Below are 21,744 nucleotides of genomic sequence, written 5' to 3' on the forward strand. Positions count from 1 at the left end.
TTTCAGCCTGTTGCCCGGTTTTGGGACCCCAGCCGGGCGCGTTAAGCAGAACAAAACCGCCCGCCTCGCACTATCTCCGCGAAAGCAACAAAGCCCGGCACGTGCAGGTCGAGGGGGACCTGGCGAAGCCGGAAGGGGATGTCAGATGGAGACCGCTGCTCGTTCGCGCGCTTGGCGCGCTATCCTTGTGCTGTGCGGATTGATCCTACTCGGATCGGCCGCCGAGCTTCGCGCTGGCACGCTACTATCGCCGGGAGCCGGCGTCCTCGTGCGCAAATCCGCCGAGCCGTTCGGCGTGTTCGCCTTCGCCATCTCAGCCGGCAGCCTGCAAGAGAAATGGCTCGCGCTGAGGTCCAGGCTCGACGATGACATGGTGCAGCTCGCGCTGTGCGACGGCGACCGGAACAATTGCGCTTCGCCCGCTGCGCTGAAACTGCTCGCGATCGTCGACCAGGCCCGCAGCCGTGACGGCCGCGCCCGGCTGGGCGAAACCAATCGCGCCATCAACCTCGGCATCCGCGCCGCCGATGACGGTTCTGAGGACGTCTGGAGCTCGCCGCTCGCGACCTTCGCGCGTGGCGCCGGGGATTGCGAGGACTATGCCATTGCCAAGCTCGCCGCTCTTAAGCTCGCGGGCATTGCCGCCGAAGATCTCCGCATCGTCGTGGTGCGCGACCTCAGGGCCGGCGAAGAGCATGCAATTGCCGCTGCACGGCTCGACGGCCACTGGCTGATGCTCGACAACCGTCGCATGGCAATGGTCGAGGACGACGCTGCACGGAGCTACCAGCCGCTGTTCGTGCTCTACCAGTCGGCCGTGTTGAAATATGTCGACGAGCCCGTGCGGTTCTCGATGATCGCCGCCGAGGCGCGTTGATCTTGTTGTAGCCCGGTAAAAAGTACGCTTACCCCACAAAGCCATTTCGCCGCGCGATTCGGGACGCTAGCATGCCCGCGGCTATGCGGGGGCGACTGGAATGCGGTTCATCGTGCTGACTATGCTTGCGCTGCTGGCCTTGCCGGCGGCTCCAGGCTTCGCGCAATCCAGCCCGTCCGACCGCTCCGTCGCCGACAGGCTGCCGCTGTTTGCCAAGAACAACTGCCAGCAGATCCGCGATCCCGGCAATCAATTGTTCTGCGGTGATGCCGAGCTTGCCGCCGCCGCCGAGAAGCTGAGCACGGGAATCGAGGCGCGGCTTGCCCGCCTGCCCGATCGCCTGCCTGGGATCGAGGAGAACGCGATCTGGATCCGCCAGCGCAATCTCGGTTGCGGCATCGTCGGCCAGACCGCGATCCGCGCCGAAGATTTCGACCGGGTGAAGGCATGTCTTCTCAAGGTGACCGATGAGCGCGCAGCGATCGTACGCGATCCGGATTTCGACTGTCTCGCCGCCAACACCGCCGCGGGCGCGCTGATCTGTGCGGACCCGTCGCTGGCGCTGGCCGAGACTGAGTTGAACAGCCAGGTTCTCGGCCTGATCGGCAAGCTCGATCCGACCGCGGCGCGCTTTGCCTTCGCCGAATACGGCCGGTGGACGCGGGAGCGCGATCGCAAATGCAATCTGGTTGGCAAGGAGAACGTGCCGCTCGGGGAGCTCGAGTCCGCGGAGGACTGTCTCGCCGGCTATCTGAAGCACAAGGCTGACGAGATTGGCACGGCGAAAGGCGATCCGAAGAAGGTGTTCGGCCGGCAGGTCGCAGCCCACTCGCCCGACACCGATGCCGTCGATTTCTGCGCCGCGCGAATCCACGCGGCCAATTCCTGCGGCAACTTCCTCCGCATCAACCGCGTCTACGCACTCGACAGCCAGGTGGGCGAGCAGGAGGCGCAGGTCACGGGCGAGATCGAGATGGCCGTGCTGGCGCCCTTCGCCACCTGCAGCAAGATCGCCACGACCTGTACGGGCACCTGCTGGGATGCCAGAACGGGTCGTCCGCAGCCCGGCGTCGGCAACAAGGAGCGCTCCACGGACGCCTTCAACGTCACACGCCGCCTGCGGATCCAGCGCACGTTTGCATTTGTCAAAGCCGCCGATGGCTGGCGCTGCCGGGAAGACGAACTGGCCCCGGTGAATTCAGGCACCGCGGGTGGAGGATCGTAGGGCTGTGTGCTCTCCCTCTCCCGCTCTTCGCAGGGAGAGGGTTGGGGTGAGCGGCTGCTTCAGCGAATCCGGTGACAGTTAGACTCTTGGGAGAGCCCCCTCACCCGGATTTGCTGCGCAAATTCCCGCCTCTCCCCGCATGCGGGAAGAGGCGAAGAAATCAAAACATCAGATTGTCCTTCACCAGAACCCAGCGGCCGCCCTTGACCTGCTGCACCTGGGTGATGGTGTTGGCGAGGTGGTCGGTCTTGGAGAATTTGGTCGGCGGCGAGTTGAAGATGTCGAGGAACTTGTCGCCCGATTCCAGCGCGTCCAGCATCTTCTGGCCGGTCAGATCCTTGCCCGCCTTGTTGGCGTAAAACGCGAACGTCATCACCGCATTGTAGCCAATGATGGCCTGCGTGTTGGCATCGGTGCTGAACATCTTCTTGTAGTTGACCAGCCAGTCCTTCACCTTGCCCTTTGCGGTGTCCTCATAGGGAATCTCGAATCCGGACGCAGCATAGAGGCCTTCGACCGCCTCCTTGCCGAGCATGGGCACCTCCATCACGTTGGTCGGCGTCGCGCCGAGAAAGGTGACCTCCCAGCCGAGCTTCTTGGCTTCCGTCATCGCGCCGATGGGCTCACGGAGCACAGCGCCGAGCACAACGAGGTCGCAGCTGTCGGACTTCATCTTGGCGATCTGCGCGCTGAAGTCGGAGGCACCGCGCTTGTAGCTCGTGATCGAGGCCGGCTGCACCTTCATGGCAGTAAGCTGCTGGTTGAAGCCGTCGAGCACGTTCTTCCCGTACTCGTCGTCCTGATGCATGATGCAGGGTTTCTTGAAGTTCTTCCACTCCATCATGTATTTCAGCGCCGCCCGCGTACTCTCGACATAGGGCAGCAGATTGTTGAACTTCAGCCGCTCCTGCGGCTTGGCGGGATCGAACTTGAACGTGAACTCCGCCGCCGTCAGCGGGAAGAGCTGAAGCACGCCGGCGTCGAGCAGGATATCCTGCGCCGCCAGCACGGTCGGCGAGCCCATTGGCCCCACCATCGCGAAGATCTTGTCGCGCTCGATCAACTTCTGCGACGCGAGCACGGCCTTCTTCGGATCGTAGCCGCTGTCCTCGACGACAAGCCGAATCTTTCGCCCCTGGACGCCGCCGGCGGCGTTGATCTCCTCGACCGCCATCTTCATGCCGTTCGAGACTGGCACACCCCAGCCCTTGATCGGCCCCGACAGATCCTGATGGGTGCCGATGACGATCTCGGAGGCCGAGATGCCCTCATTGGTGACCTTGGTCTGCGCCGCGGCAGGCAGACAGGTGAGCACCACCGCGCCTGCCGCAAAGCCGAACGTTTTCAACGATCTCGACATTGAAGTCTCCTCTCCTTGGGGCCCTTATGATGCGAAGGGTGGGGCCTTCACTCCTTCGCTGTTATTCAAACAAGATTGTTCAAGCCACCGCCCGCGCCGGATACATCGCGTCGATCTCGGCGGCATAACGCTTGTTCACGAAGCCGCGCTTCAGCTTCATGGTTGGCGTCAGCTCTTCGTCCTCCGGGGTGAGCTGGCGTTCGATCAGATAGAATCTCTTGATGGTCTCGACGCGGGCGAAATTGGCATTGACCGTTTCGATTTCGCGCCAGATCAGGTCCTGGATCTCCGCCGCGCGGCACAGGCTGGCATAATTGGTGAAGGGGATGTCGTGGTCCTGCGCGAATTTCTCGACATTCTCCTGGTCGATCATCACGAGGCAGGTGAGGTATGGCCGCTTGTCGCCGATCACCACGGAATCCGAGATGTAGGGCGAGAATTTCAGCTGATTCTCGATCTCGGACGGCGTGACGTTCTTGCCGCCCGAGGTGATGATGATGTCCTTCATCCGGTCGGTGATGCGGACGAAGCCCTCATTGTCGATGGTGCCGACGTCGCCGGTATGCAGCCAACCGCGATGGTCGATGGTCTCGGCTGTCCTCTCCGGCTGGTTCAGGTAGCCCATGAACAGGAAGTCGCCCCTGATCAGGATTTCCCCCTCGGGTGACAGCGCGACTTCGCCCCAGGAAACCGCCTTGCCTACCGAGCCGAGCTTGATCCGCTCCGCCGGCATCATGGTGGCGACCCCGCAATTCTCGGTCTGGCCGTAGACCTCGTGAATGTCGATGCCGAGCGCGAGATACCAGCGGATCAGCTCCGGCGCGATTGGCGCCGCGCCGGTGAAGGCGATGCGGCAACGGTCGAGCCCGATCATGCGTCGGATGTTGCGGAAGACGAGCCGGTAAGCGATGCCGTTGGCGAGGCGCAACGGCAGCGGCGGCGGCTTGCCTTCAATCCTGCAATCGACCATGCGATAGCCGATGTCGATGGCGCGGCGGTAGACCCATTGCTGCAACGGCGTCGCATCCTTCAGCGCGATGGTGATCGCGGAATAGAATTTCTCCCAGATCCGCGGCACCGCGAGGAAGATGGTCGGCTGCACCTCGCGCAGATTGTCCGGCACAGTCTCCGGACTCTCGGCAAAATTCATCACCGAGCCAAGCGCGACCGAGATGTAATAGCCGCCGATCCGTTCGGCGACGTGGCAAAGCGGCAGGAAGATCAGCCGGTCCTCGTTCTCGCGCGCCGGAATGAAATCGTTGGCGTGCCGCATCTGGTGCGTGACGCTACGGTTGGCGTGCATGGCGCCCTTGGGCGGACCCGTGGTGCCGGATGTATAGACGAGGACCGCGAGATCGCTTGCGCTACGACTGTCGACCATCTCCTGCCACAGCGCCTCGCGGCCGGCCATGTGGTTGCGCCCGAGCGCGCGAAACTCGTCGAGCGACATCACCATCTCATCGGAGAAGCCGCTGAGGCCCTCCATGTCGAACACGATGATCCTTCGCAGAGACGGGCAGCGTGCGCGACAGGCCAGGATCTTGTCGAGTTGCTCCTCGTCCTCGGCGAAGATCACCTTCGTCCGGGAATCGTTGACGAGATATTCGACCTGGGATGAGGCATCGGTCGGATAGATCCCGGAAGAGACGCCGCCGGCGCACAGAATGCCCATGTCGACATGGACCCATTCCGGCACGGCGTTGGCGATGATGGAAGCAACGTCGCCGGGCCTGACGCCGATGGCATGCAGCGCGTAGGCGACCTCCTTCGAGATCTCCAGCCATTCGCGCCAGCTGGTCGGCTGCCAGATCCCGAATTTCTTCTCGCGTATAGCCGGCCTGTCGCCCCGCGTCTCCGCGGCGCGCAAAAAGCTTTTCGCGATCGTGTCAGCGACCGTCAGCACCGCCGGTCGGGCCATGCACGTCTCCTCCCTGTCGCGTTCCCCTCCGCTGCCTGCCTTGCCGGCGGTCTATATTGGCGGATGGGCATTGGTATTTAAGGCTTTTTCTAACGCCAAGTCTTCCCTTAACGCCAAGTCTTCCTCTAACGCCAAGTCTTCTTCTTTTTCCAGCGCCGCTCGCCTCGTGCGCCCGCTTCCTTGGCGCCAAGATAGAATTCCTGGATGTCCTTCGAATGCATCAAACGGTCGCAGCTGTCGTTCATCACGATCCGGCCGATCTCCAGTACATAGCCATAATGCGCCGTCTCCAGCGCCACCTTGGCGTTCTGCTCGACCAGCAGGATCGACATGCCCTGCTCCTCGTTGACGCGCCGGATGATCGCGAAGATTTCCTTCACCAGGATCGGCGACAGCCCGAGCGAGGGCTCGTCGAGCAGCAACAGAGTCGGCCGGTTCATCAGCGCGCGGCCGATCGCGAGCATCTGCTGCTCGCCGCCGGAGAGCTGTCCGGCCGGCTGGTTGATGCGCTCCTTCAGCCGCGGGAAATAGCCGTAGACGCGCTCCAGATCGTCCGCAACGCCGTTACGATCCTTGCGCGGATAGGCCCCCATCATCAGGTTCTCGCGCACGGAGAGGAACGGGAACACCTCGCGTCCCTCCGGCACGTGGCTGAGGCCCAGCCGCACGATCCTGTCCGCCTCCATGCGTTGAATCGACTTGCCCATGAACTCGATGGCGCCCTTCTGCGGATCGAGAATGCCCGAGATCGTCTTCAGCACCGTCGTCTTGCCGGCGCCGTTGGCGCCCAGCAGCGTGACGATGCGGCCGCGCGGCACTTCGAGCGAGATGCCGCGGATGGCCATGATCGGCCCGTAATAGCTCTCGATGTTGGAGAGTTTCAGGATGATGTCTGGTGTTACCACGGCATCCATCGCGTCAGGCTCCCAGATAGGCGGCAACGACATCGGGGTGCTGTTGCACTTCGGCGGGCGAGCCCATCGCCAGCACCCGGCCGTAGTTCAGGGCGATGACGCGGTCGGAGACGCGGTTGACCAGCGACATGTCGTGCTCGACCATGAGCACGGTGACGCCGAGCTCGCTCTTCAGGTCGCGGATCCAGAACGACATGTCGTCGGTCTCCTCCACGTTGAGGCCGGAGGACGGCTCGTCGAGCAGGATCAGCTTCGGCTCCGAGCACAGCGCGCGCGCCAGCTCGATCACCTTGCGCACGCCGTAAGGCAGACCCGAGATCAGCTTGTCGCGGTAGGGCTCGAGATCGAGGAATTCGATGACCTGTTCGACCCTGCGGCGATGCACCTTCTCGTCGGCGCGCACGCCCGGCAGGAACAACAGCTCCTGCCAAAGCTGCGTGGTCGAATGCCGGTGGCGGCCGACCAACAGGTTCGACAACACCGTCGCATTCTCGAACAGTTCGATGTTCTGGAACGTGCGGGCGATGCCGAGCCTTGCGATGTCGTGGGGCGGCTGCTCCGTGATGTCCTGGTCCTCGAAGAAGATGCGACCCGAGGTCGGGCGGTAGATCCGCGAAATCAGGTTGAAAATCGAGCTCTTGCCGGCACCGTTGGGCCCGATGATCGAGAGGATCTCGCCCTTCTCGACCGCGAACGACACCGCATCGACGGCCTTCAGCCCACCGAAATGCAGGGACAAGTTCTCGGCGCGAAAATAGCTCATCGGTTGCGCTCCGACTTCACGTAGATCTTCTGCCGCTTGAAGGTGGCGCGCTTATAGAGCGGGAACAGCTGGAAGAAGAGTTTGATCTTGAGCCAGCGGCCGTAAAGCCCGAGCGGCTCGAATAGCACGAACAATACGATGATGATGCCGTAGATCGCGCCTTTCAGGCCGTTGAGCGAGGCAAAGGCCGCGACCTTGGACTGGACATTGGCTGCGGCTTGCGTGCCCGCTCCGAAGGTCGCTGCAATGCCGGCGATGATGCCGGGCATGTCGTCCTTGAGGTAGGTCAGGAACGGATCGATCATCACGATGAAGATTGCCCCCAGCACCGCGCCGTGCAGGCTGAAGGTGCCGCCGATCAGGATTACGATGATGAACTCGATCGAGAGTTGGAGCGTGAACATCTCCGGCGAGATGAAGGAGAGCTTGTGCGCAAACAACACGCCGGCGAAGCCGGTGATCGCCGCGGAGATCGCAAAGGACTTCACCTTGTACAGCGCGACATTGACGCCCATGCTGCGCGCAGCGGTCTCGCTGTCGCGGATCGCGACGAAGGCGCGCCCGGTGGGCGAACGCAGCAGATTGAGCGTACCGACGATGGTCAGCACCAGCACGGCGAGGCAGAGGAAATAGAAAGTGGGGCTGTCGCGCGGCACCGCAACGCCGAGCAGCGACAGCGTCTTCACCCGCATGCCCTCGTTGCCGTGGGTCACGCTCTCCCAACGCGCCAGGATCTCCTCGACGATCAAGGCGAAGGAGATAGTGGCGATGACGAGGTAGATGCCCTGGAGCCGCAGCGCGGGAAAGCCGACCAACGCGCCAATGCAACCGGACAGAAGGCCTGCGGCGAGGAAGTAGACCGGGAACGGCACGTTGTACGTCTGCAAGTACGCCGCCGTGTAGGCGCCGATCGCGAGGAACGCCGCGTGCCCGAGCGAGGCCTGCCCGGTGAAACCGGTCAGGATCAGCAGCGCCACGCCGACGGTCGCATAGATGCAGACGAAGACGAGCTGGCTCATCAGATAGCTGGAGAGCACATAGGGCGCGATCAGCAGCACGGCCAGCAGGAGACCGTATGAGACGTAATAGCCCGAATGCGGAAACAGCCTGATGTCGTCCTCGTAGTCGGTCTTGAACAGGAAGCGCATGCGTTCAGACCTTCTTGCGGACGTGAAGGCCGAACAGGCCTTCGGGCTTGAGCAAGAGCACGGCGAGCAGCACGATGTAGGGCGCGACGTCCTTCCAGCCCTCGGCCAGATAGAAGCCCGCCATGCTCTCGATGACGCCGATCAGGACGCCGCCGACCACGGCGCCGGGGATCGAGCCGAAGCCGCCGAGCACGGCGGCCGGAAACGCCTTGAGGCCGAGCACGAGGCCGACATTAGAATGGATGAAGGTGATCGGCGCCAGCAGCACGCCGGCGCAGGTCGCGACCGCCGCGCTAATCGCCCAGACGATCGACACCACGCGCTTGACCGGAATGCCCATGTAATAGGCCGCGAGCATGTTCTCGGAACTGGCGCGCATCGCAGTGCCGAGCGTGGTCTTGTTGAAGAACAGATAGAGCAGCGTGCACAGGATCATGGTCGCCGCGATCACCGAGAGCTTGTCGTAGGCGAGCACCAGCGGGCCGATGCGCAGCACGCCCTGGCTAAACGGCGTCTCGATCTTCAGATCATCGGTCCCCCAGATCATGCCTGCGATCGAGCGCAGGAAATAGCCGAGCCCGATGGTGGCCATGATGATGGAGAATTGCGGATAGCCGAGGATCGGCCGCACCACCACGCGCTCGGCCAGCATGCCGAACAGCGCCATCGCCGCCACCGCACCGGCAAAGCCGATCCAGTAGTTCAGCCCCATCATGCCGATGAAGGTGAAGGCAAAGAAGCCGCCCAGCATCATCAAATCGCCCTGGGCGAAATTGACGACCTCGGTGGCCTTGTAGACAAGCACGAAGCCGAGCGCGATCAGGCCGTAGACGCAGCCGAGCGCAACACCGCTGACCAGCTGCTGAACGAAATCCAGCATCGTCGCGCATCCTCCCGATACAACCGGCGGTTCTTCCTGACCGCCTTGCCGCATTTTGTGTTCAGTCGCTACGCAGTCGTTTCGCTGCGTTCGCGCCATTCGTCCCTTCACCAATTCAGCCTGAACCGCCAAGCGCTGTCAACAAACGGTGACTTGCCATTAGTCCAATCCGGATGACGGAATTTGCGGCAGCGCGATTCACGGTGCCGAAACATCTTCGGGGCATGGTCGCGAGCGATGCAAAACCGCAAGGTGTGGCCGTGATGAAGCGGGACGACTCGGCGCTCGAAGTCATGGGGTTAACGAAGTGTTTTGACCGTCTGGCGGTCGATAACCTCGATCTCACCATCCATGCCGGCGAATTCTATGCGCTGGTCGGCCCCAACGGCGCCGGCAAGACCACCACTTTGCGCATGGTTGCAGGCCTTTTGCGGCCCGATGCCGGCTCGGTCTCCATCTTCGGCATCGATGCGCTCCAAAACCCCGTCGCCGCCAAGCAGGTGATGGCGTGGGTCTCCGACGAGCCCATGATCTATGACAAGCTCACGCCGCTCGAATATCTCGAGTTCGTAGCCGGTCTGTGGGGCATCGCACCATCGGCCTCGGAACCGGTCGCCACGGAGCTCCTGAACTCGCTCGGGCTCGAGCTGCACCGGCACGAACGCTGCGAGGGCTTTTCCAAGGGCATGCGCCAGAAGGTCGCCCTCGCCGGCGCCCTGGTGCACGATCCCCGCCTCATCATCCTCGACGAGCCGCTGACGGGACTGGACGCCGTCTCCGCCCGCCATGTCAAGGGACTCCTGAGCGAGCGCGTCCGCGCCGGCTGCACCGTCATCATGACCACGCATATCCTCGAGGTCGCCGAACGCATGGCCGACCGCATCGGCGTGATCGCAGCCGGCCGCCTGGTTGCCGAGGGCACGCTGACTGAGCTCCGGCAGCAAAACGGGCACGCCGATACCAGCCTGGAAGATCTCTTCATCGCGCTGGTGACCCTCCAGGAAGCCGCATGAGCTCGGCCACCGCGCTGTCCTGGTTCGCCCGCCACGAGCTCCGGCTCGCCTGGCGCGAATGGCTTGCCATGATGACCGGCGGGCGGCGCAATCGAACGCGTGCCGCGGTGATCGGCCTGCTGTTCTTCGCGGCGCTGCTGCACGTCCCGGCCTGGGCGGTGATCGGCCGCTTCGCCGACCTGCAATTGCCGCTCGACAAATCCTCGCTGATCGTGATTTCGGCGACAATTTTTCTCGCCTGGACGCTGATGCTGTCACAGGCGATCGAATCGGTGACGCGGGTGTTCTACGCACGCGCCGATCTCGACCTCATCATGTCCTCACCCGCGACGCTGGCCAATCTGTTCTCGGTGCGCATCGCCGCGATCGCGCTCGCCATCACGGTGATGGCGCTGCTGTTCTCGACACCCTTCATCGACGTGCTGGTGTTCGGGGGCGGCGCGCGCTGGCTTGCAGCGTTCGGCGTCGTCGTCGCGATGGGCCTGTCGGCCGCAGCGATCGCGATCGCCGTCACCATCCTGCTGTTCCGCCTGATCGGTCCGGCGCGGACACGGTTCGTCGCCCAGATCCTCGCCGCCATCATCGGCGCCGGCTTCGTGATCGCGCTCCAGGTGGCGGCGATCATGTCCTACGGCACGCTGTCGCGCTTCACCATCCTGACCTCGGGTAGCTTGGCCGCTTACGCGCCCGATGCCGACAGCATCTGGTGGTGGCCGGCGCGGGCGGCGATGGGGGACGCCGAAGCGCTGCTGCTGCTCCTGGCGCTCGGCCTCATGCTGCTCGGAGGCGTCATGGCGATCTTCTCGGGCCGCTTTGCGGACACGGCGATCGATGCCGCCGCCTATGGCGCGTCCGGCCGTCGCAGCGCGAAGGAGCGCCCGTTCCGCGGCGGATCGCGGCAGCATGCCCTACGGCGCAAGGAATTTTCGCTGCTCTGGCGCGATCCCTGGCTGATCTCGCAGACGCTGATGCAGCTGCTCTATCTGGTGCCGCCGGCATTGCTGCTCTGGCGCAACTTTGCCGACAGCTCCGCGGCGCTGACGCTGATCACGCCGGTCATCGTCATGGCGGCGGGACAACTCGCCGGCGGGCTTGCCTGGCTGACGCTCTCGGGCGAGGACGCGCCCGACCTGGTTGCGACCGCGCCATTGCCGCCGTCCAGCGTCATCCGCGCCAAGATAGAGGTGGTGCTGATCGCGATCGGCGTCATCTTCTGCCCGCTGATCGCGGCGCTCGCTTTCGCCTCGGCGTTCCAGGCCGCGGTCAGCGCCGGTGCGGTCATCGTCAGTGCGGCCTCCGCCACCGCAATCCAGCTCTGGTTCCGGGTGCAAGCCCGGCGCAGCCAATTCCGCCGCCGCCAGACCTCGTCGCGGCTTGCGACCTTTGCCGAGGCGTTCTCCTCGATCGGCTGGGCTGCCAGCGCCGCGCTGGTGCTCACGCTGCCCATCGTCGGCCTCGTCAGCAGCCTGATCACCGCGAGCCTCGTCGCCCTCACCTGGAAGTTCAGCCCGCGGCGGGAGTAGTAAAGGCGCGAATCATAGGGCGGGCGTGACGGTGCGACACTGACGCGCTGTTGATCGCGCGCTGTTGGCCACGCGCTGCATTGCAAGCTAGACTTTCCCCTGAAGTCATCGGGGATGGATTCATGCGGCGACTGGTTTCGGCGGCTCTGGCGCTGTTCGGCGCATTCCTCTCACCTGCCACCGCCCAGCAGTCGCAGCGCAGCGAATGCTTGGCGATGGCGAATGCTGCGCCGCGCCTCATGTCGGTCGCGTTCAGGCAGGCGGCGGCTGCGCCCGAGGTCGAGATCACCTATGCCGGCCATTCCACCTATTTCATCGACACGCCCGGCGGCTTACGCATCGCCACCGACTATAGCGGGGCCTACCAGGTGGGCCGGCTGCCCGATGTCGTCACCATGAACCGGGCCCACAGCACGCACTACTCTTTATATCCCGACAAGCGCATTCCTCGTGTGCTGCATGGCTGGGGCGAGGACGGCAAGCCGGCCATCGTGTCGGAGCGCATCGGCGACACCTTCATCCGCAACGTCACGACCGACATCCGTCGCTATTTCGGCGACGATGCCGGCGCCGACATGATCCGTGACGGCAACTCCATCTTCATCTTCGAGGTGGCGGGCCTCTGCATCGGCCATCTCGGCCATCTTCACCACAAGCTCGATGACAGCCACTTCGCCCAGATCGGGCGGCTCGACATCGTGATGGTGCCGATCGACGGCACCTACACCATGTCGCTCGACGGCGTCTCCGAGATCACCAAGCGGCTGCGCGCCTCGGTGGTGCTGCCGATGCACCGCTTCGCCACCCCGCTCGACGATTTCATGCAACGCATCGGCCAGCAGTTCGAGATCGACCGGCGCATGGAACGAAGTTTCCGGATGTCCCGAGATGCGTTGCCGTCGAAGCCGACGGTGATCATCCTCGACGGGGTGTGACGCAATTTTCTCCAAGTCGGCCGCCGGCCGGTCGTGCTGATCTCCCGCAAAGGGAGATCGACATGACCGACTTTGCGAGATTATTGCACGCGGACGGACCGAACCCCCAGCACGCGGCGGCACTCCAGCTTTATGGCCGCTTCGTCGGCGATTGGGACGCCGAGATCACCGCCCATGGACCCGATGGAACGAAACACACCGCGCCCGGCGAAATCCATTTCGGCTGGGTGCTGGAGGGCCGCGCCGTGCAAGACGTCTGGATCATTCCGCGCCCGGCCGGCAGCCCGGCCTTGCCGATCGCCGGCAATTGGTACGGCACGACGCTGCGGGTCTACGATCCGACCATCGATGCCTGGCGGATTTCATGGTTCGATCCCGGCCGCTGCATATTCCGCCAGCAGATCGGCCGTCCACGCGATGCCGACATCGTGCAGGAAGGCACGACCGAAGCCGGCGACCTGACGCGCTGGAGTTTTACGGAAGTCACCGAGGATTTCTTCCACTGGCTCGGCGAGGTCAAGCCGGCCACCGCAACCGATTGGCGGCTGGTGGTCGATGTGAGGGCGAAGCGGCGCAAGGGTTGACGCCGGCGCCGCTGTACCGCGATGACGGGCGCGATTGCGCAACGCGCGTTGGTGCATGCGAGGACGAGGTGCTAGGCTCCCCAAAACAAGAAGCATACATCAAGGGAGCGCACGCCGATGGCTGCAAGCGGTTTGCCCGCCAACACGAGCGGGCTATTCGTCGAGCCGCGCGAGGACTGGCTCGCGCTGCATCAGGAGGAGATCATCGATCCCTCACGGCCGATCGTCGATCCCCATCACCATCTCTGGAATCGCGGGCACCGCTATCTGATCGAGCAGATGGCGGCCGATATCGCCTCCGGCCACAACGTCATCGCCACCGTCTATGTCGATTGCCGCTCGATGTATCGCGCGCACGGGCCCGAAGCGTTCCGGCCGGTTGGCGAAGTCGAGTTCGCCAATGGCGTCGCCGCGATGAGCGCCAGCGGCGGTTACGGCAAGGCCGCGATTTGCGCCGGCATCGTCAGCCACGTCAATCTGCTGCTCGGCGATGCCGCACAACCGGTGTTGGAGGCCGAGATCGCGGCGGGCAACGGTCGCTTCCGCGGCATCCGGCATTCCTCGGCCTGGGACCAGGATCCTGCTATCGCCGGCATGTATGCGAGCCGGCCGCAGGGATTGCTGCAGGACCCGACCTTCCGCAAGGGCTTTGCCTGCCTCGCGCCGCTCAACCTGAGCTTCGACGCCTGGCTGTTCCATCCGCAAATCGGCGAGCTGACCGAGCTCGCCCGCGCATTTCCCGACACCAGGATCGTGCTCGACCATTGCGGCGGCCCGGCCGGAATCGGCCGCTTTGCCGGGCGACGCGAGGAGGTGTTTCCGCAATGGCGCGCCTCGATCCGGGAGATCGCCAAATGCGAGAACGTGGTGGTGAAGCTCGGCGGGCTCGCGATGTGCCTGCTCGGCTACGACTTCCATTTGCGCGCGAGTCCGCCATCATCCAAGGAGCTTGCCGCGGCGTGGCGGCCTTACATCGAAACCTGCATCGAGGCGTTTGGACCCGAGCGCGCGATGTTCGAGAGCAACTTCCCGCCGGACAAGGGCCAGTGCAGCTACCAGGTGATCTTCAACACGTTCAAGCGTATCGCGGCGCCCCTGAGCGAGACCGAGAAGACGGCGTTGTTCTCGCAGACCGCGAGCAATTTCTACCGGCTCGATTTGCCTTAAAGGGATTGGCACCATGACGAGAACAGGGGCCGGGATGTTGATCCCGGCCCCTGTTCCGTCGTGACCGCTGGGAAGCGTCCTTGAACTGTTTGAACTCTAATTTGCGCCCATCAGCGAGGCCGGACGGCGCTCGCCGGTGGCGACGAAGATCTTCTTGAGCTTGTTGACGACGCGGATCAGGAAGCCGATCATCACGGGATTGGTCTTGCGGCAGAAGGCGATCTTCTTGACGTGGCCTTCGACATGCCATTTGGCATGTGCGCCGTCGCGGAAGAAGATGACGTCGCCCGGGCCGTAGCGCTTCGGCGGCATGCCGTCGCTTTCGAGCACGATCGATCCTTCCATGATCATGATCGTCTCGTCGATATCGTAGTACCAGTTGAAGCGCCCTTCGGTGCAGGCCCAGATGATGGTCGAAGCGGTGCCGTCGGCGCTGGTGGACAGGATGTGCGAGCGCGACACCGGATTGCCTTCGATAATCCAGGACGGCTCGATCGGCCGGAGCTCGAGATCTACATTGCAATGACTGATTTCAATCAATGTGCGCGACATCTGTTTCCTCAGGGGATAAAATATGACCTGCCCGGATCTCGGCCCGGATTGTTCAAAGATGGCGGGAACGCTAGTAGCCGATTTTTAATTCTTTCTTACGGAGGGCCCGACAATCAGCCGCAAGTTGCAGACGCGAAACGGTTAACGTCGCAATTTCCCTGCAATTTCGCGCACATGAACCCTTCTTTTCCGGGGTGCGACAAAGTGCGCGAAGCGTCTGAAGGAGCCCTGCCGATGCCCCTCACCCCGGAGGTTCTCAAAGCTCACGGCGAGGTCGTCGCCTGGCTCGGCAGCCTCGATGTCTCCTTCGCAACCGAAGAGGAGCCCTGGTTCACCGTTGGCGGCATCGAAAGCCCTCGGCAGATCGGCAGTGACCTCCATGAGATGCGGCGGGCGGCGGATGCGCTCGAGGCGACACTCGACGACGAGGACGACGTCAACGAGGCCCGCGAGCAAATCCGCAGGGGCCTCGACCTGCCCGAGGCGAATGATCCGGTCGGTGCGCTCTACGATGCGGTGGCGGCCTCCGACGCCGTCGTGCGGGCCACCGACGGCAGCCCGTTCACGACGTTGTTCAACCCGCTTCAGCATCGACAACAGCCCGATGCCGCGCAACCCGGCTGCGTAGTTACTTCGCCCATTCGCCCTTGCGAAACACCGGCACTTTGCTGCCGTCGGCGAGAATGCCGTCGATGTCGGTCTCGGCCGAGCCGATCATCCAGTCGATATGGATCAGGCTCTGGTTGCCGCCTTGCGCGGCGATCTGCTGCGGCGTGAGCTGCGCGCCGTTGACGAAGCACTTCGAGTAGCACTGGCCAAGCGCGATGTGCGAGGCCGCGTTCTCGTCGAACAGCGTGTTGTAGAACAACAGTCCGCTCTGCGAGATCGGCGAGGAATGCGGCACCAGGGCCACCTCGCCGAGACGGCGCGCGCCCTCGTCGGTATCGAGCACCTTGTTCAGTACCTCCTCGCCGCGCGAAGCCTTCGCGTCGACGATCCTGCCGTCCTCGAAACGCACCGCGATGTTGTCGATCAGCGTGCCCTGGTAGGACAGCGGCTTCGAGCTCACGACATGGCCGTAGACGCGCCGGCAATGCGGCGTGGTGAAGACCTCTTCGGTCGGGATATTGGCGTTGCAGCTGATGCCGTTCTTGGAGAGCGAAGCGCCGCCTTCCCATTCATGGCCGTCGGCGAGCCCGATGGTGAGGTCAGTGCCCGGTCCCGAGTACTGGAGCGCGCGGAAACGCTGGCCGTTGAGCCAGTTGGTGCGCTCGCGCAGCACCGCATTGTGGCTCGCCCAATTGGCCGGCGCGTCGTCGCGATCGACGCGGGACGCCGCGAAGATCGCGTCCGCGAGCTTGCCGATCGCGACCTCTTCAGGATCGTTCGGAAAGACTTGCTTTGCCCAGGATGGGCTTGGATACGCAATGATGTTCCAGTTGGTATCGAAATTGACGATCTTTTCCAGCGCCGGCTGATAGGCCATGGAATTGGCCTTGCTGGCGCGCGCGACCTTGGAAGCATCTTCGCCCGACAGCAGCATCGGATTGTCGCCGACGATGGCGAGACGGGCGGTGTTGTTGGAGAACGCCTTGGCCATGCCCTCGTAGAGCCAGTTGGCGGCGCGATCGAAGCTGTCGTCGTGGCCGTGGCGGTAGCGCGCCAGCGTCATCTCTTCGTCGGAGAGAATGGGCGTCACGATGCCGCCGCCGGCCTTGTAGGCATGCACGGCAATCCGCCGCACCAGCGGCAACGCGATCGCAGGTGCCGTCAAGAGCAGATCCTGGCCCGGCCGCAAGCCCAGGCCCACCTTCACCGCCACCTCGGCCAGCCGGTCGAGCTTCACGGGATCGATGGGAGTGGAGGTGATGCGTTGATCAGTCATGCCGGGTCCTCTGCCGAACGTCTCTTGCTCAATTTAAGTCTAGCATCGCGAGACACAAGTGCGCGAGTGCCTTGCGACACCCCAAAGATAGGCAGTTTCGCGCATTTTGGTTTTCAACGCGTTGCCGATTTCAGCACCCGGTCGACCATGGCGGGAGCAAGGCCGAGGTAATTTTTCGGTGATGTCAGCGCCTCGATCGTGGCACGGTCGATTCTGACAGAGACGCGGGCGTCGGAAGACAGCGCGTCCGCCAGCGTAAGACCTTTCTCATTGGCGAGCCGGCAGGCATCATAGACCACGTCATGGGCCTCCTGCCGTCCGATCTGCGGCGCAAGCCCCATCATGACGGCTTCGGCCACGATCAGACCGCGGCTGACGGCGAGATTCTCGTTCATCTTGCTTTCATCCACGATGAGGCCGGCGAGCGCGAATTTCGCCTGGTGCAACGCGCCGGCGGTCAGCACGAAGCTCTCGGGGATCGCCATCCATTCGGCGTGCCAGGGCCCGGTGGCGCGCTCGAAATCCTGCACCATGGCATCCAGCATGAGGCCGGCATGCTGGCGCACCGCCTTGGACGCCGCGAGCATCAGTTCCGAGGAGATCGGGTTGCGCTTCTGCGGCATGGTCGAGGAAGCGCCGCGTCCCTTGACAAAGGGCTCATAGACCTCGGCGAATTCGGTCGACGCCATGATCATGATGTCGAGCGCGATCTTGCCGAGCGAGCCGGTGACCAGCGCCAGGAAATTCACGGCCTCGGCAAAACCGTCGCGTGCGACGTGCCAGGTCGAAGCGGGGACGCCGAGCCTCAGTTCGGCGCAGAGCGCTTCCTGCACCTCGAACCCCTTGTCGCCGAGCGAGGCCAGCGTGCCGGCGGCGCCGGCGAACTGACCGACCAGGACGCGCGGCTTCAACTCACTGATCCGCTCGGCGTGGCGGTCGAACATCGCGAGCCAGATCGCGGTCTTGTAGCCGAAGGTGACCGGCAGCGCCTGCTGGAGATGGGTGCGGCCCGCCATCGGCGTGTCGCGGTAGCGCCTCGATAGATCGGCGAGGATCTTGCGCAAGCCCGCGATGTCCCGTTCGACGATCTCAAGCCCTGCGCGCAGTTGCAACACCAGGGCGGTGTCCATGATGTCCTGCGTGGTCGCACCCCAATGCACGTAGCGGCCGGCATCGCCGCATTGCTTCACCATCTGATGCACCAGCGGCAGGATCGGATAGCCGACGACATCGGTCTCCTGCCGCAACAGATCGAAATCCAGCGCGGCAGCATCGGTCCGCGCCGCGATCTGATCGGCCGCCTCCTGCGGGATCACCCCGCACTTCGCTTCCGCCTTCGCCAGTGCCACCTCGACCTCGGCATAGCGCGCGACCGTCGCGATATCGGAAAACACCTCCCGCATCTGCGGCGTGCCGAAGGCATCGCGGAACAGCATGGAATCCAGCACGGTGGTCGAGGCATGAAAAGCGGGCATGGGCGTTTCTTCGTGGTGTTTTGTGTGAGGGCAGCTTTACGCACACGGAACTGTTCGGCAATGGACATTCACTATTCGTCACACATTCGATGCCGTCGCGAAGGCCAGGACAACGTGGGCAGCTGCCGCACGCCATTGCCTCGACACCGTCATTGCGAGGAGCCCTTGCGACGAAGCAATCCACGCTGTCTCCGCGGCGACAGGCTGGATTGCTTCGCTGCGCTCGCAACGACGTGAGGAAATCGCGACAATCCGGCCGAAACGGCTTTATTCTAATCCAGATTGCATTCCTTCCCGTAAACTGCATGCCTGCCATCACTCGATCGTGGTGAACCGGGCAGGCCCCTCGGTGGACTCACAGACATCAGCCGAAATCCGTTTTGCGTCCATCATTGCCCGATGTTGCCTTGAGGTCTGAGTTTTCGACGTGCAGTTTCTGTTCCGGGATCACCTGCTCGATACCGACTTGCGCGAGCTGAGCCGCGAGCAGGTTCCCGTTGCCGTGGAGCCGCAGGTCTTCGATCTCGTCGTCCACCTCATGGAGAACCGCGACCGGGTGGTCAGCAAGGACGAGCTGATCGACAAGATCTGGCACGGGCGCAGCGTCTCCGAATCGACCCTGACCAGCCGGATCAATGCGGCACGTAAGGCGGTCGGAGACACCGGCGCGAGCCAGGCGCTGATCCGCACCATCTCACGCAAGGGTTTTCGTTTCGTCGGCGACGTCGAAACCAAGCGTGGGGCGACTGCGCCGGAATCCGATTTCGGAGCGAAGCTTCTGCGGGCCCCGCTGCCGCTACCGGACCGGCCGGCGATCGCGGTGCTCCCCTTCACCAATATGAGTGGCGACCGCGAGCAGGATTATTTCTCCGACGGGATCAGCGAGGACATCATCACCGCGCTGTCGAAGCTGCGCTGGTTCTTCGTCATCGCGCGCAACTCCTCCTTCGTCTACAAGGGCCGCGCCGTGCACATGAACGAGGTCGCGCGCGAGCTCGGCGTGCGCTACGTGCTCGAAGGCAGCGTGCGGCGGAGCGGCGATCGCGTGCGTATCTCCGCGCAGCTCAACGACGTCTCGACCGGCAGCCATCTCTGGGCCGAACGATACGACCGCGAGCTTGCCGACATCTTCGCGGTGCAGGACGAGATCACCGAGGCGATCGTCGCCGCGATCGAGCCGCAGCTCTATACCGCCGAGAGTTTTCGCGCCCAGCAGAAGCCGCCGGGAAGCCTGGATGCCTGGGACCTCGTGATGCGCGCATTGTCGCATTACTGGCGTATTACCCGCGAGGATAATGCCGCCGCGCAAGGACTGCTCGAGAAGGCCGTCGCGCTCGATCCCGCCTATGGCAAGGCGCTCGGCCTGCTCGCGACCAGCCACATCTTCGGCGCGCATATGGGTTGGTCTGAGATGGCCGCGACCGTGCCGGTCGCCGAGCACGCCGCGCTCGCGGCGGTGGAGGCCGATCGTGAGGATGCCTGGGCCCATCACGGCCTGGCATACACTTATTTATTCCGCCGCCGCTTCGACGACGCACTGGCGGAATTCGAGCTGGCGCTGAACCTTAATCCGAACTTTGCGATGGCGCACGCCTTCTACGGCGTGACGCTGTGCTACGCGGGACGATGGCAGAACGGCGATGTCGCCGCGCGCCGCGCGCTGCGGCTGAGCCCACGCGACCCGCTCGCGGCGATCTATTGCGGCGTCGCGGCCTATGCCCGGTTCATCGGCCGCGATTACGAAGGCGCCGCACAGATGGCGCGCGAGTCGATGCGGCAGCGCGCCGATTTCGTCGGCGCGCATCGGGTGCTGACGGCCGCCGCCGGTATGTCAGGGGATTCCGCGCGCGCGGCTTCCGCCTTGGAAGGCTTGCGCCGCGCCCAGCCCGGCATCTCGCTGGCCTGGATCACACGCGAGCTGCCGATGCTGCGGGACGAGGATCGCGAGCATTATCTCGAGGGATTGCGGCGCGCGGGGATGAGGTAGCTAATTTCTCGTCTCCCGCTTGCGGGAGAGGAGAAGGGCGCCGCTACTCCTGCATCATCTCGCCGCTGCCGCCGAATTCGGCCGGGAAATCCTTGAGCTTGGGCAGTCCGTCGCGCATTGGCAGCACCGTCTCGGCGTAATTGACGTGGACGCCTGGTGCAAACGCGAGGGTGGGGATGGTGGCAGTGAAGACGTCGATCAGGCCGAGCGGCGGATGGTTGGTCATGAGATGACCGCCGCACTTCTTGCAATATTTGCGCTGGCTGAGCGGCGTCTTCGCAAAGGTCTCGACATTCTCTGCACCTTCGCTGATGCGCACGGCTTCGGGCTTCCACAGGCTGAAGGCGTTCACCGGACCGCCCGACCACGAGCGGCACGAGCTGCAATGGCAATAGCCCATCGCCTCCGGTGCACCTGTGACCTCGATCGTGACTGCGCCACAGAAGCAGTTTCCAACATGTTTCATTAGGTCGTCTCCGTTGATGATGGTTTAGATTCCTCCCCCCGCTCCTGTTTGCCGAGAACTCGGCAAAAACGAATGCGGGGTCGCGACGAGCTTTGCTCGCACTGATAGCGTCGGGGTGAGGGGATTCACCCCGAGAAACGTTGAAGGTTGCGTCCGGCACGATCCGTTACGCGCCTCGGCGCCGCCGCGCGTCCTCCTTTCGGCGGACGCGACGGAACGACGCGCAAGCTATACCGACTTGCGCCAGGGAATAAGCATCGACACCCGTTGTTTGTACTGCCGGTACTCGTCGCCGAAGAGATCGACGAGGTCGTGCTCCTCCAGCGCGATGCCGACGAAGATGTAGGCCGTGGTCACGGCGGCGAACAGCAGATGGCCCGCGGTCATGACCGGCGCCGCCCAGAACGCGATGATGAAGCCGAGATAGATCGGATGACGGACAAACTTGTAGAGCAGCGGCGTCTTGAATCGCGGCGGCGACGCCTCCTTGCCGACGAGATGATTGGTCACCTGATGCAAGCCGAACAGCTCGAAGTGATTGATGATGAAGGTCGAGGTGAACACCAGGACCCAGCCCGCCAGCGACAGCGTGACGATCGTCACAGCGATATCCGGATTCGCGACGTCCCATATGACCGTGGGCAGCGGACGCCACTGCCAGAACAGGAGGAGCAATGATAGGCTCGCAAACAGCACATAGGTGCTGCGCTCGACCGGCTTGGGGACGTACTGCGTCCACCAGGCCTTGAATTGCCGGCGCGCCATTACGCTGTGCTGGACCGCAAACAGGGCCATCAGGAGCAGATTGATGATGATGGCCTCGGCCACGGGCGTGTCGGTCCCGGTATCGATGGTCTTCGGCACCACCAGCCCCATGACGAAACCGATGGCGTAGAGAATGGTGATGAAAAACACGAGATACGCCGCAATTCCGTACAGAAAGGCGATGAACTTGAAAATGCGTGAGCCCGCAACCGGGCCGATAGGATGAACCTGATGATCAATTTGGGTCATAAACAGCTCCGTTGTGCCAAAACGCCGGCACTTCATTGGTCGCTGCACCATGCCGCAC

Annotated in this window: 20 protein-coding genes; 8 read left to right on the top strand and 12 right to left on the bottom strand. The window is 63.5% G+C overall.

Annotation, left to right across the window (positions count from 1 at the left end; all coding sequences use genetic code 11):
* Positions 1 to 145: 145 nt before the first annotated feature.
* On the top strand, positions 146 to 877 hold the full coding sequence (locus tag BcanWU425_RS35240) for a transglutaminase-like cysteine peptidase (RefSeq protein ID WP_204513225.1): 732 nt from the start codon (positions 146 to 148) through the stop codon (positions 875 to 877).
* A 100-nt stretch (positions 878 to 977) separates the two neighbouring features.
* Positions 978 to 2,102: a lysozyme inhibitor LprI family protein gene (locus BcanWU425_RS35245; protein ID WP_085349300.1), complete on the top strand. Its 1,125-nt coding sequence runs from the start codon at positions 978 to 980 to the stop codon at positions 2,100 to 2,102.
* A gap of 160 nt (positions 2,103 to 2,262) precedes the next feature.
* Here the strand turns inward: BcanWU425_RS35245 and BcanWU425_RS35250 are convergent, their stop codons facing one another.
* The 6 genes from BcanWU425_RS35250 to BcanWU425_RS35275 all read right to left on the bottom strand — a co-directional run bounded on the left by BcanWU425_RS35250 (position 2,263) and on the right by BcanWU425_RS35275 (position 9,085).
* Entirely contained in the window at positions 2,263 to 3,462 is a 1,200-nt protein-coding gene (locus BcanWU425_RS35250; protein ID WP_026233521.1) for an ABC transporter substrate-binding protein, read from the bottom strand.
* A 79-nt stretch (positions 3,463 to 3,541) separates the two neighbouring features.
* Complete coding sequence (locus tag BcanWU425_RS35255) at positions 3,542 to 5,380, bottom strand: AMP-dependent synthetase/ligase (RefSeq protein WP_204513224.1); 1,839 nt, start codon at positions 5,378 to 5,380, stop codon at positions 3,542 to 3,544.
* 125 nt (positions 5,381 to 5,505) lie between these two features.
* The gene (locus BcanWU425_RS35260; RefSeq protein WP_204513223.1) at positions 5,506 to 6,294 is read right to left on the bottom strand and encodes an ABC transporter ATP-binding protein; all 789 of its coding nucleotides are present in this window, start codon (positions 6,292 to 6,294) and stop codon (positions 5,506 to 5,508) included.
* 4 nt (positions 6,295 to 6,298) lie between these two features.
* Positions 6,299 to 7,057 carry an ABC transporter ATP-binding protein gene (locus BcanWU425_RS35265; RefSeq protein WP_018458187.1) on the bottom strand — a complete coding sequence of 253 codons (759 nt, stop codon included), beginning with the start codon at positions 7,055 to 7,057 and terminating at the stop codon, positions 6,299 to 6,301.
* Complete coding sequence (locus BcanWU425_RS35270; RefSeq protein WP_018458186.1) at positions 7,054 to 8,205, bottom strand: branched-chain amino acid ABC transporter permease; 1,152 nt, start codon at positions 8,203 to 8,205, stop codon at positions 7,054 to 7,056. Before BcanWU425_RS35270 ends, BcanWU425_RS35265 begins: the two co-directional genes overlap by 4 nt.
* A 4-nt stretch (positions 8,206 to 8,209) precedes the next feature.
* Positions 8,210 to 9,085, bottom strand: a complete 876-nt coding sequence (locus tag BcanWU425_RS35275) for a branched-chain amino acid ABC transporter permease (RefSeq protein ID WP_018458185.1) — start codon at positions 9,083 to 9,085, stop codon at positions 8,210 to 8,212.
* Between the two features lie 263 nt (positions 9,086 to 9,348).
* Here BcanWU425_RS35275 and BcanWU425_RS35280 point away from each other — a divergent pair, with 263 nt between their 5' ends.
* From BcanWU425_RS35280 to BcanWU425_RS35300, 5 genes are all read left to right on the top strand, one after another.
* Entirely contained in the window at positions 9,349 to 10,098 is a 750-nt protein-coding gene (locus tag BcanWU425_RS35280) for an ABC transporter ATP-binding protein (protein ID WP_085383890.1), read from the top strand.
* Entirely contained in the window at positions 10,095 to 11,621 is a 1,527-nt protein-coding gene (locus tag BcanWU425_RS35285; RefSeq protein WP_204513221.1) for a permease, read from the top strand. The genes BcanWU425_RS35280 and BcanWU425_RS35285 overlap by 4 nt, the downstream gene beginning before the upstream one ends.
* A gap of 122 nt (positions 11,622 to 11,743) precedes the next feature.
* Positions 11,744 to 12,556: an MBL fold metallo-hydrolase gene (locus tag BcanWU425_RS35290; RefSeq protein ID WP_085358033.1), complete on the top strand. Its 813-nt coding sequence runs from the start codon at positions 11,744 to 11,746 to the stop codon at positions 12,554 to 12,556.
* Positions 12,557 to 12,618: 62 nt separating this feature from the next.
* Complete coding sequence (locus tag BcanWU425_RS35295; RefSeq protein WP_018458181.1) at positions 12,619 to 13,140, top strand: hypothetical protein; 522 nt, start codon at positions 12,619 to 12,621, stop codon at positions 13,138 to 13,140.
* 117 nt (positions 13,141 to 13,257) lie between these two features.
* Positions 13,258 to 14,307, top strand: coding sequence for an amidohydrolase family protein (locus tag BcanWU425_RS35300; protein ID WP_204513219.1), 1,050 nt, complete (start codon positions 13,258 to 13,260; stop codon positions 14,305 to 14,307).
* A 96-nt stretch (positions 14,308 to 14,403) separates the two neighbouring features.
* Here the strand turns inward: BcanWU425_RS35300 and BcanWU425_RS35305 are convergent, their stop codons facing one another.
* The 4 genes from BcanWU425_RS35305 to pcaB form a co-directional block, all read right to left on the bottom strand.
* The gene (locus tag BcanWU425_RS35305; RefSeq protein WP_018458179.1) at positions 14,404 to 14,859 is read right to left on the bottom strand and encodes a cupin domain-containing protein; all 456 of its coding nucleotides are present in this window, start codon (positions 14,857 to 14,859) and stop codon (positions 14,404 to 14,406) included.
* A gap of 141 nt (positions 14,860 to 15,000) precedes the next feature.
* A complete protein-coding gene (locus BcanWU425_RS35310) occupies positions 15,001 to 15,456 on the bottom strand; it encodes a hypothetical protein (protein ID WP_231189516.1) in 456 nt (151 codons plus the stop codon).
* 31 nt (positions 15,457 to 15,487) lie between these two features.
* The gene (locus BcanWU425_RS35315; protein ID WP_204513217.1) at positions 15,488 to 16,744 is read right to left on the bottom strand and encodes an aminopeptidase; all 1,257 of its coding nucleotides are present in this window, start codon (positions 16,742 to 16,744) and stop codon (positions 15,488 to 15,490) included.
* Positions 16,745 to 16,857: 113 nt separating this feature from the next.
* Positions 16,858 to 18,219, bottom strand: coding sequence for a 3-carboxy-cis,cis-muconate cycloisomerase (pcaB, locus tag BcanWU425_RS35320; RefSeq protein WP_204513216.1), 1,362 nt, complete (start codon positions 18,217 to 18,219; stop codon positions 16,858 to 16,860).
* A 427-nt stretch (positions 18,220 to 18,646) separates the two neighbouring features.
* On the opposite strand from pcaB, the gene BcanWU425_RS35325 reads away from it, so the two are divergent.
* Positions 18,647 to 20,206 carry a winged helix-turn-helix domain-containing tetratricopeptide repeat protein gene (locus BcanWU425_RS35325; RefSeq protein ID WP_085349292.1) on the top strand — a complete coding sequence of 520 codons (1,560 nt, stop codon included), beginning with the start codon at positions 18,647 to 18,649 and terminating at the stop codon, positions 20,204 to 20,206.
* Between the two features lie 43 nt (positions 20,207 to 20,249).
* On the opposite strand, the gene BcanWU425_RS35330 is transcribed toward BcanWU425_RS35325, so the two are convergent.
* Positions 20,250 to 20,672 carry a GFA family protein gene (locus tag BcanWU425_RS35330; protein ID WP_026233518.1) on the bottom strand — a complete coding sequence of 141 codons (423 nt, stop codon included), beginning with the start codon at positions 20,670 to 20,672 and terminating at the stop codon, positions 20,250 to 20,252.
* Positions 20,673 to 20,900: 228 nt separating this feature from the next.
* Positions 20,901 to 21,686, bottom strand: coding sequence for a methanethiol S-methyltransferase (mddA, locus tag BcanWU425_RS35335; RefSeq protein ID WP_018458172.1), 786 nt, complete (start codon positions 21,684 to 21,686; stop codon positions 20,901 to 20,903).
* Positions 21,687 to 21,744: the final 58 nt, after the last annotated feature.

The sequence above is a fragment of the Bradyrhizobium sp. WU425 genome, from assembly GCF_021052305.1.
Classification (GTDB): Bacteria; Pseudomonadota; Alphaproteobacteria; order Rhizobiales; family Xanthobacteraceae; genus Bradyrhizobium; species Bradyrhizobium canariense_D.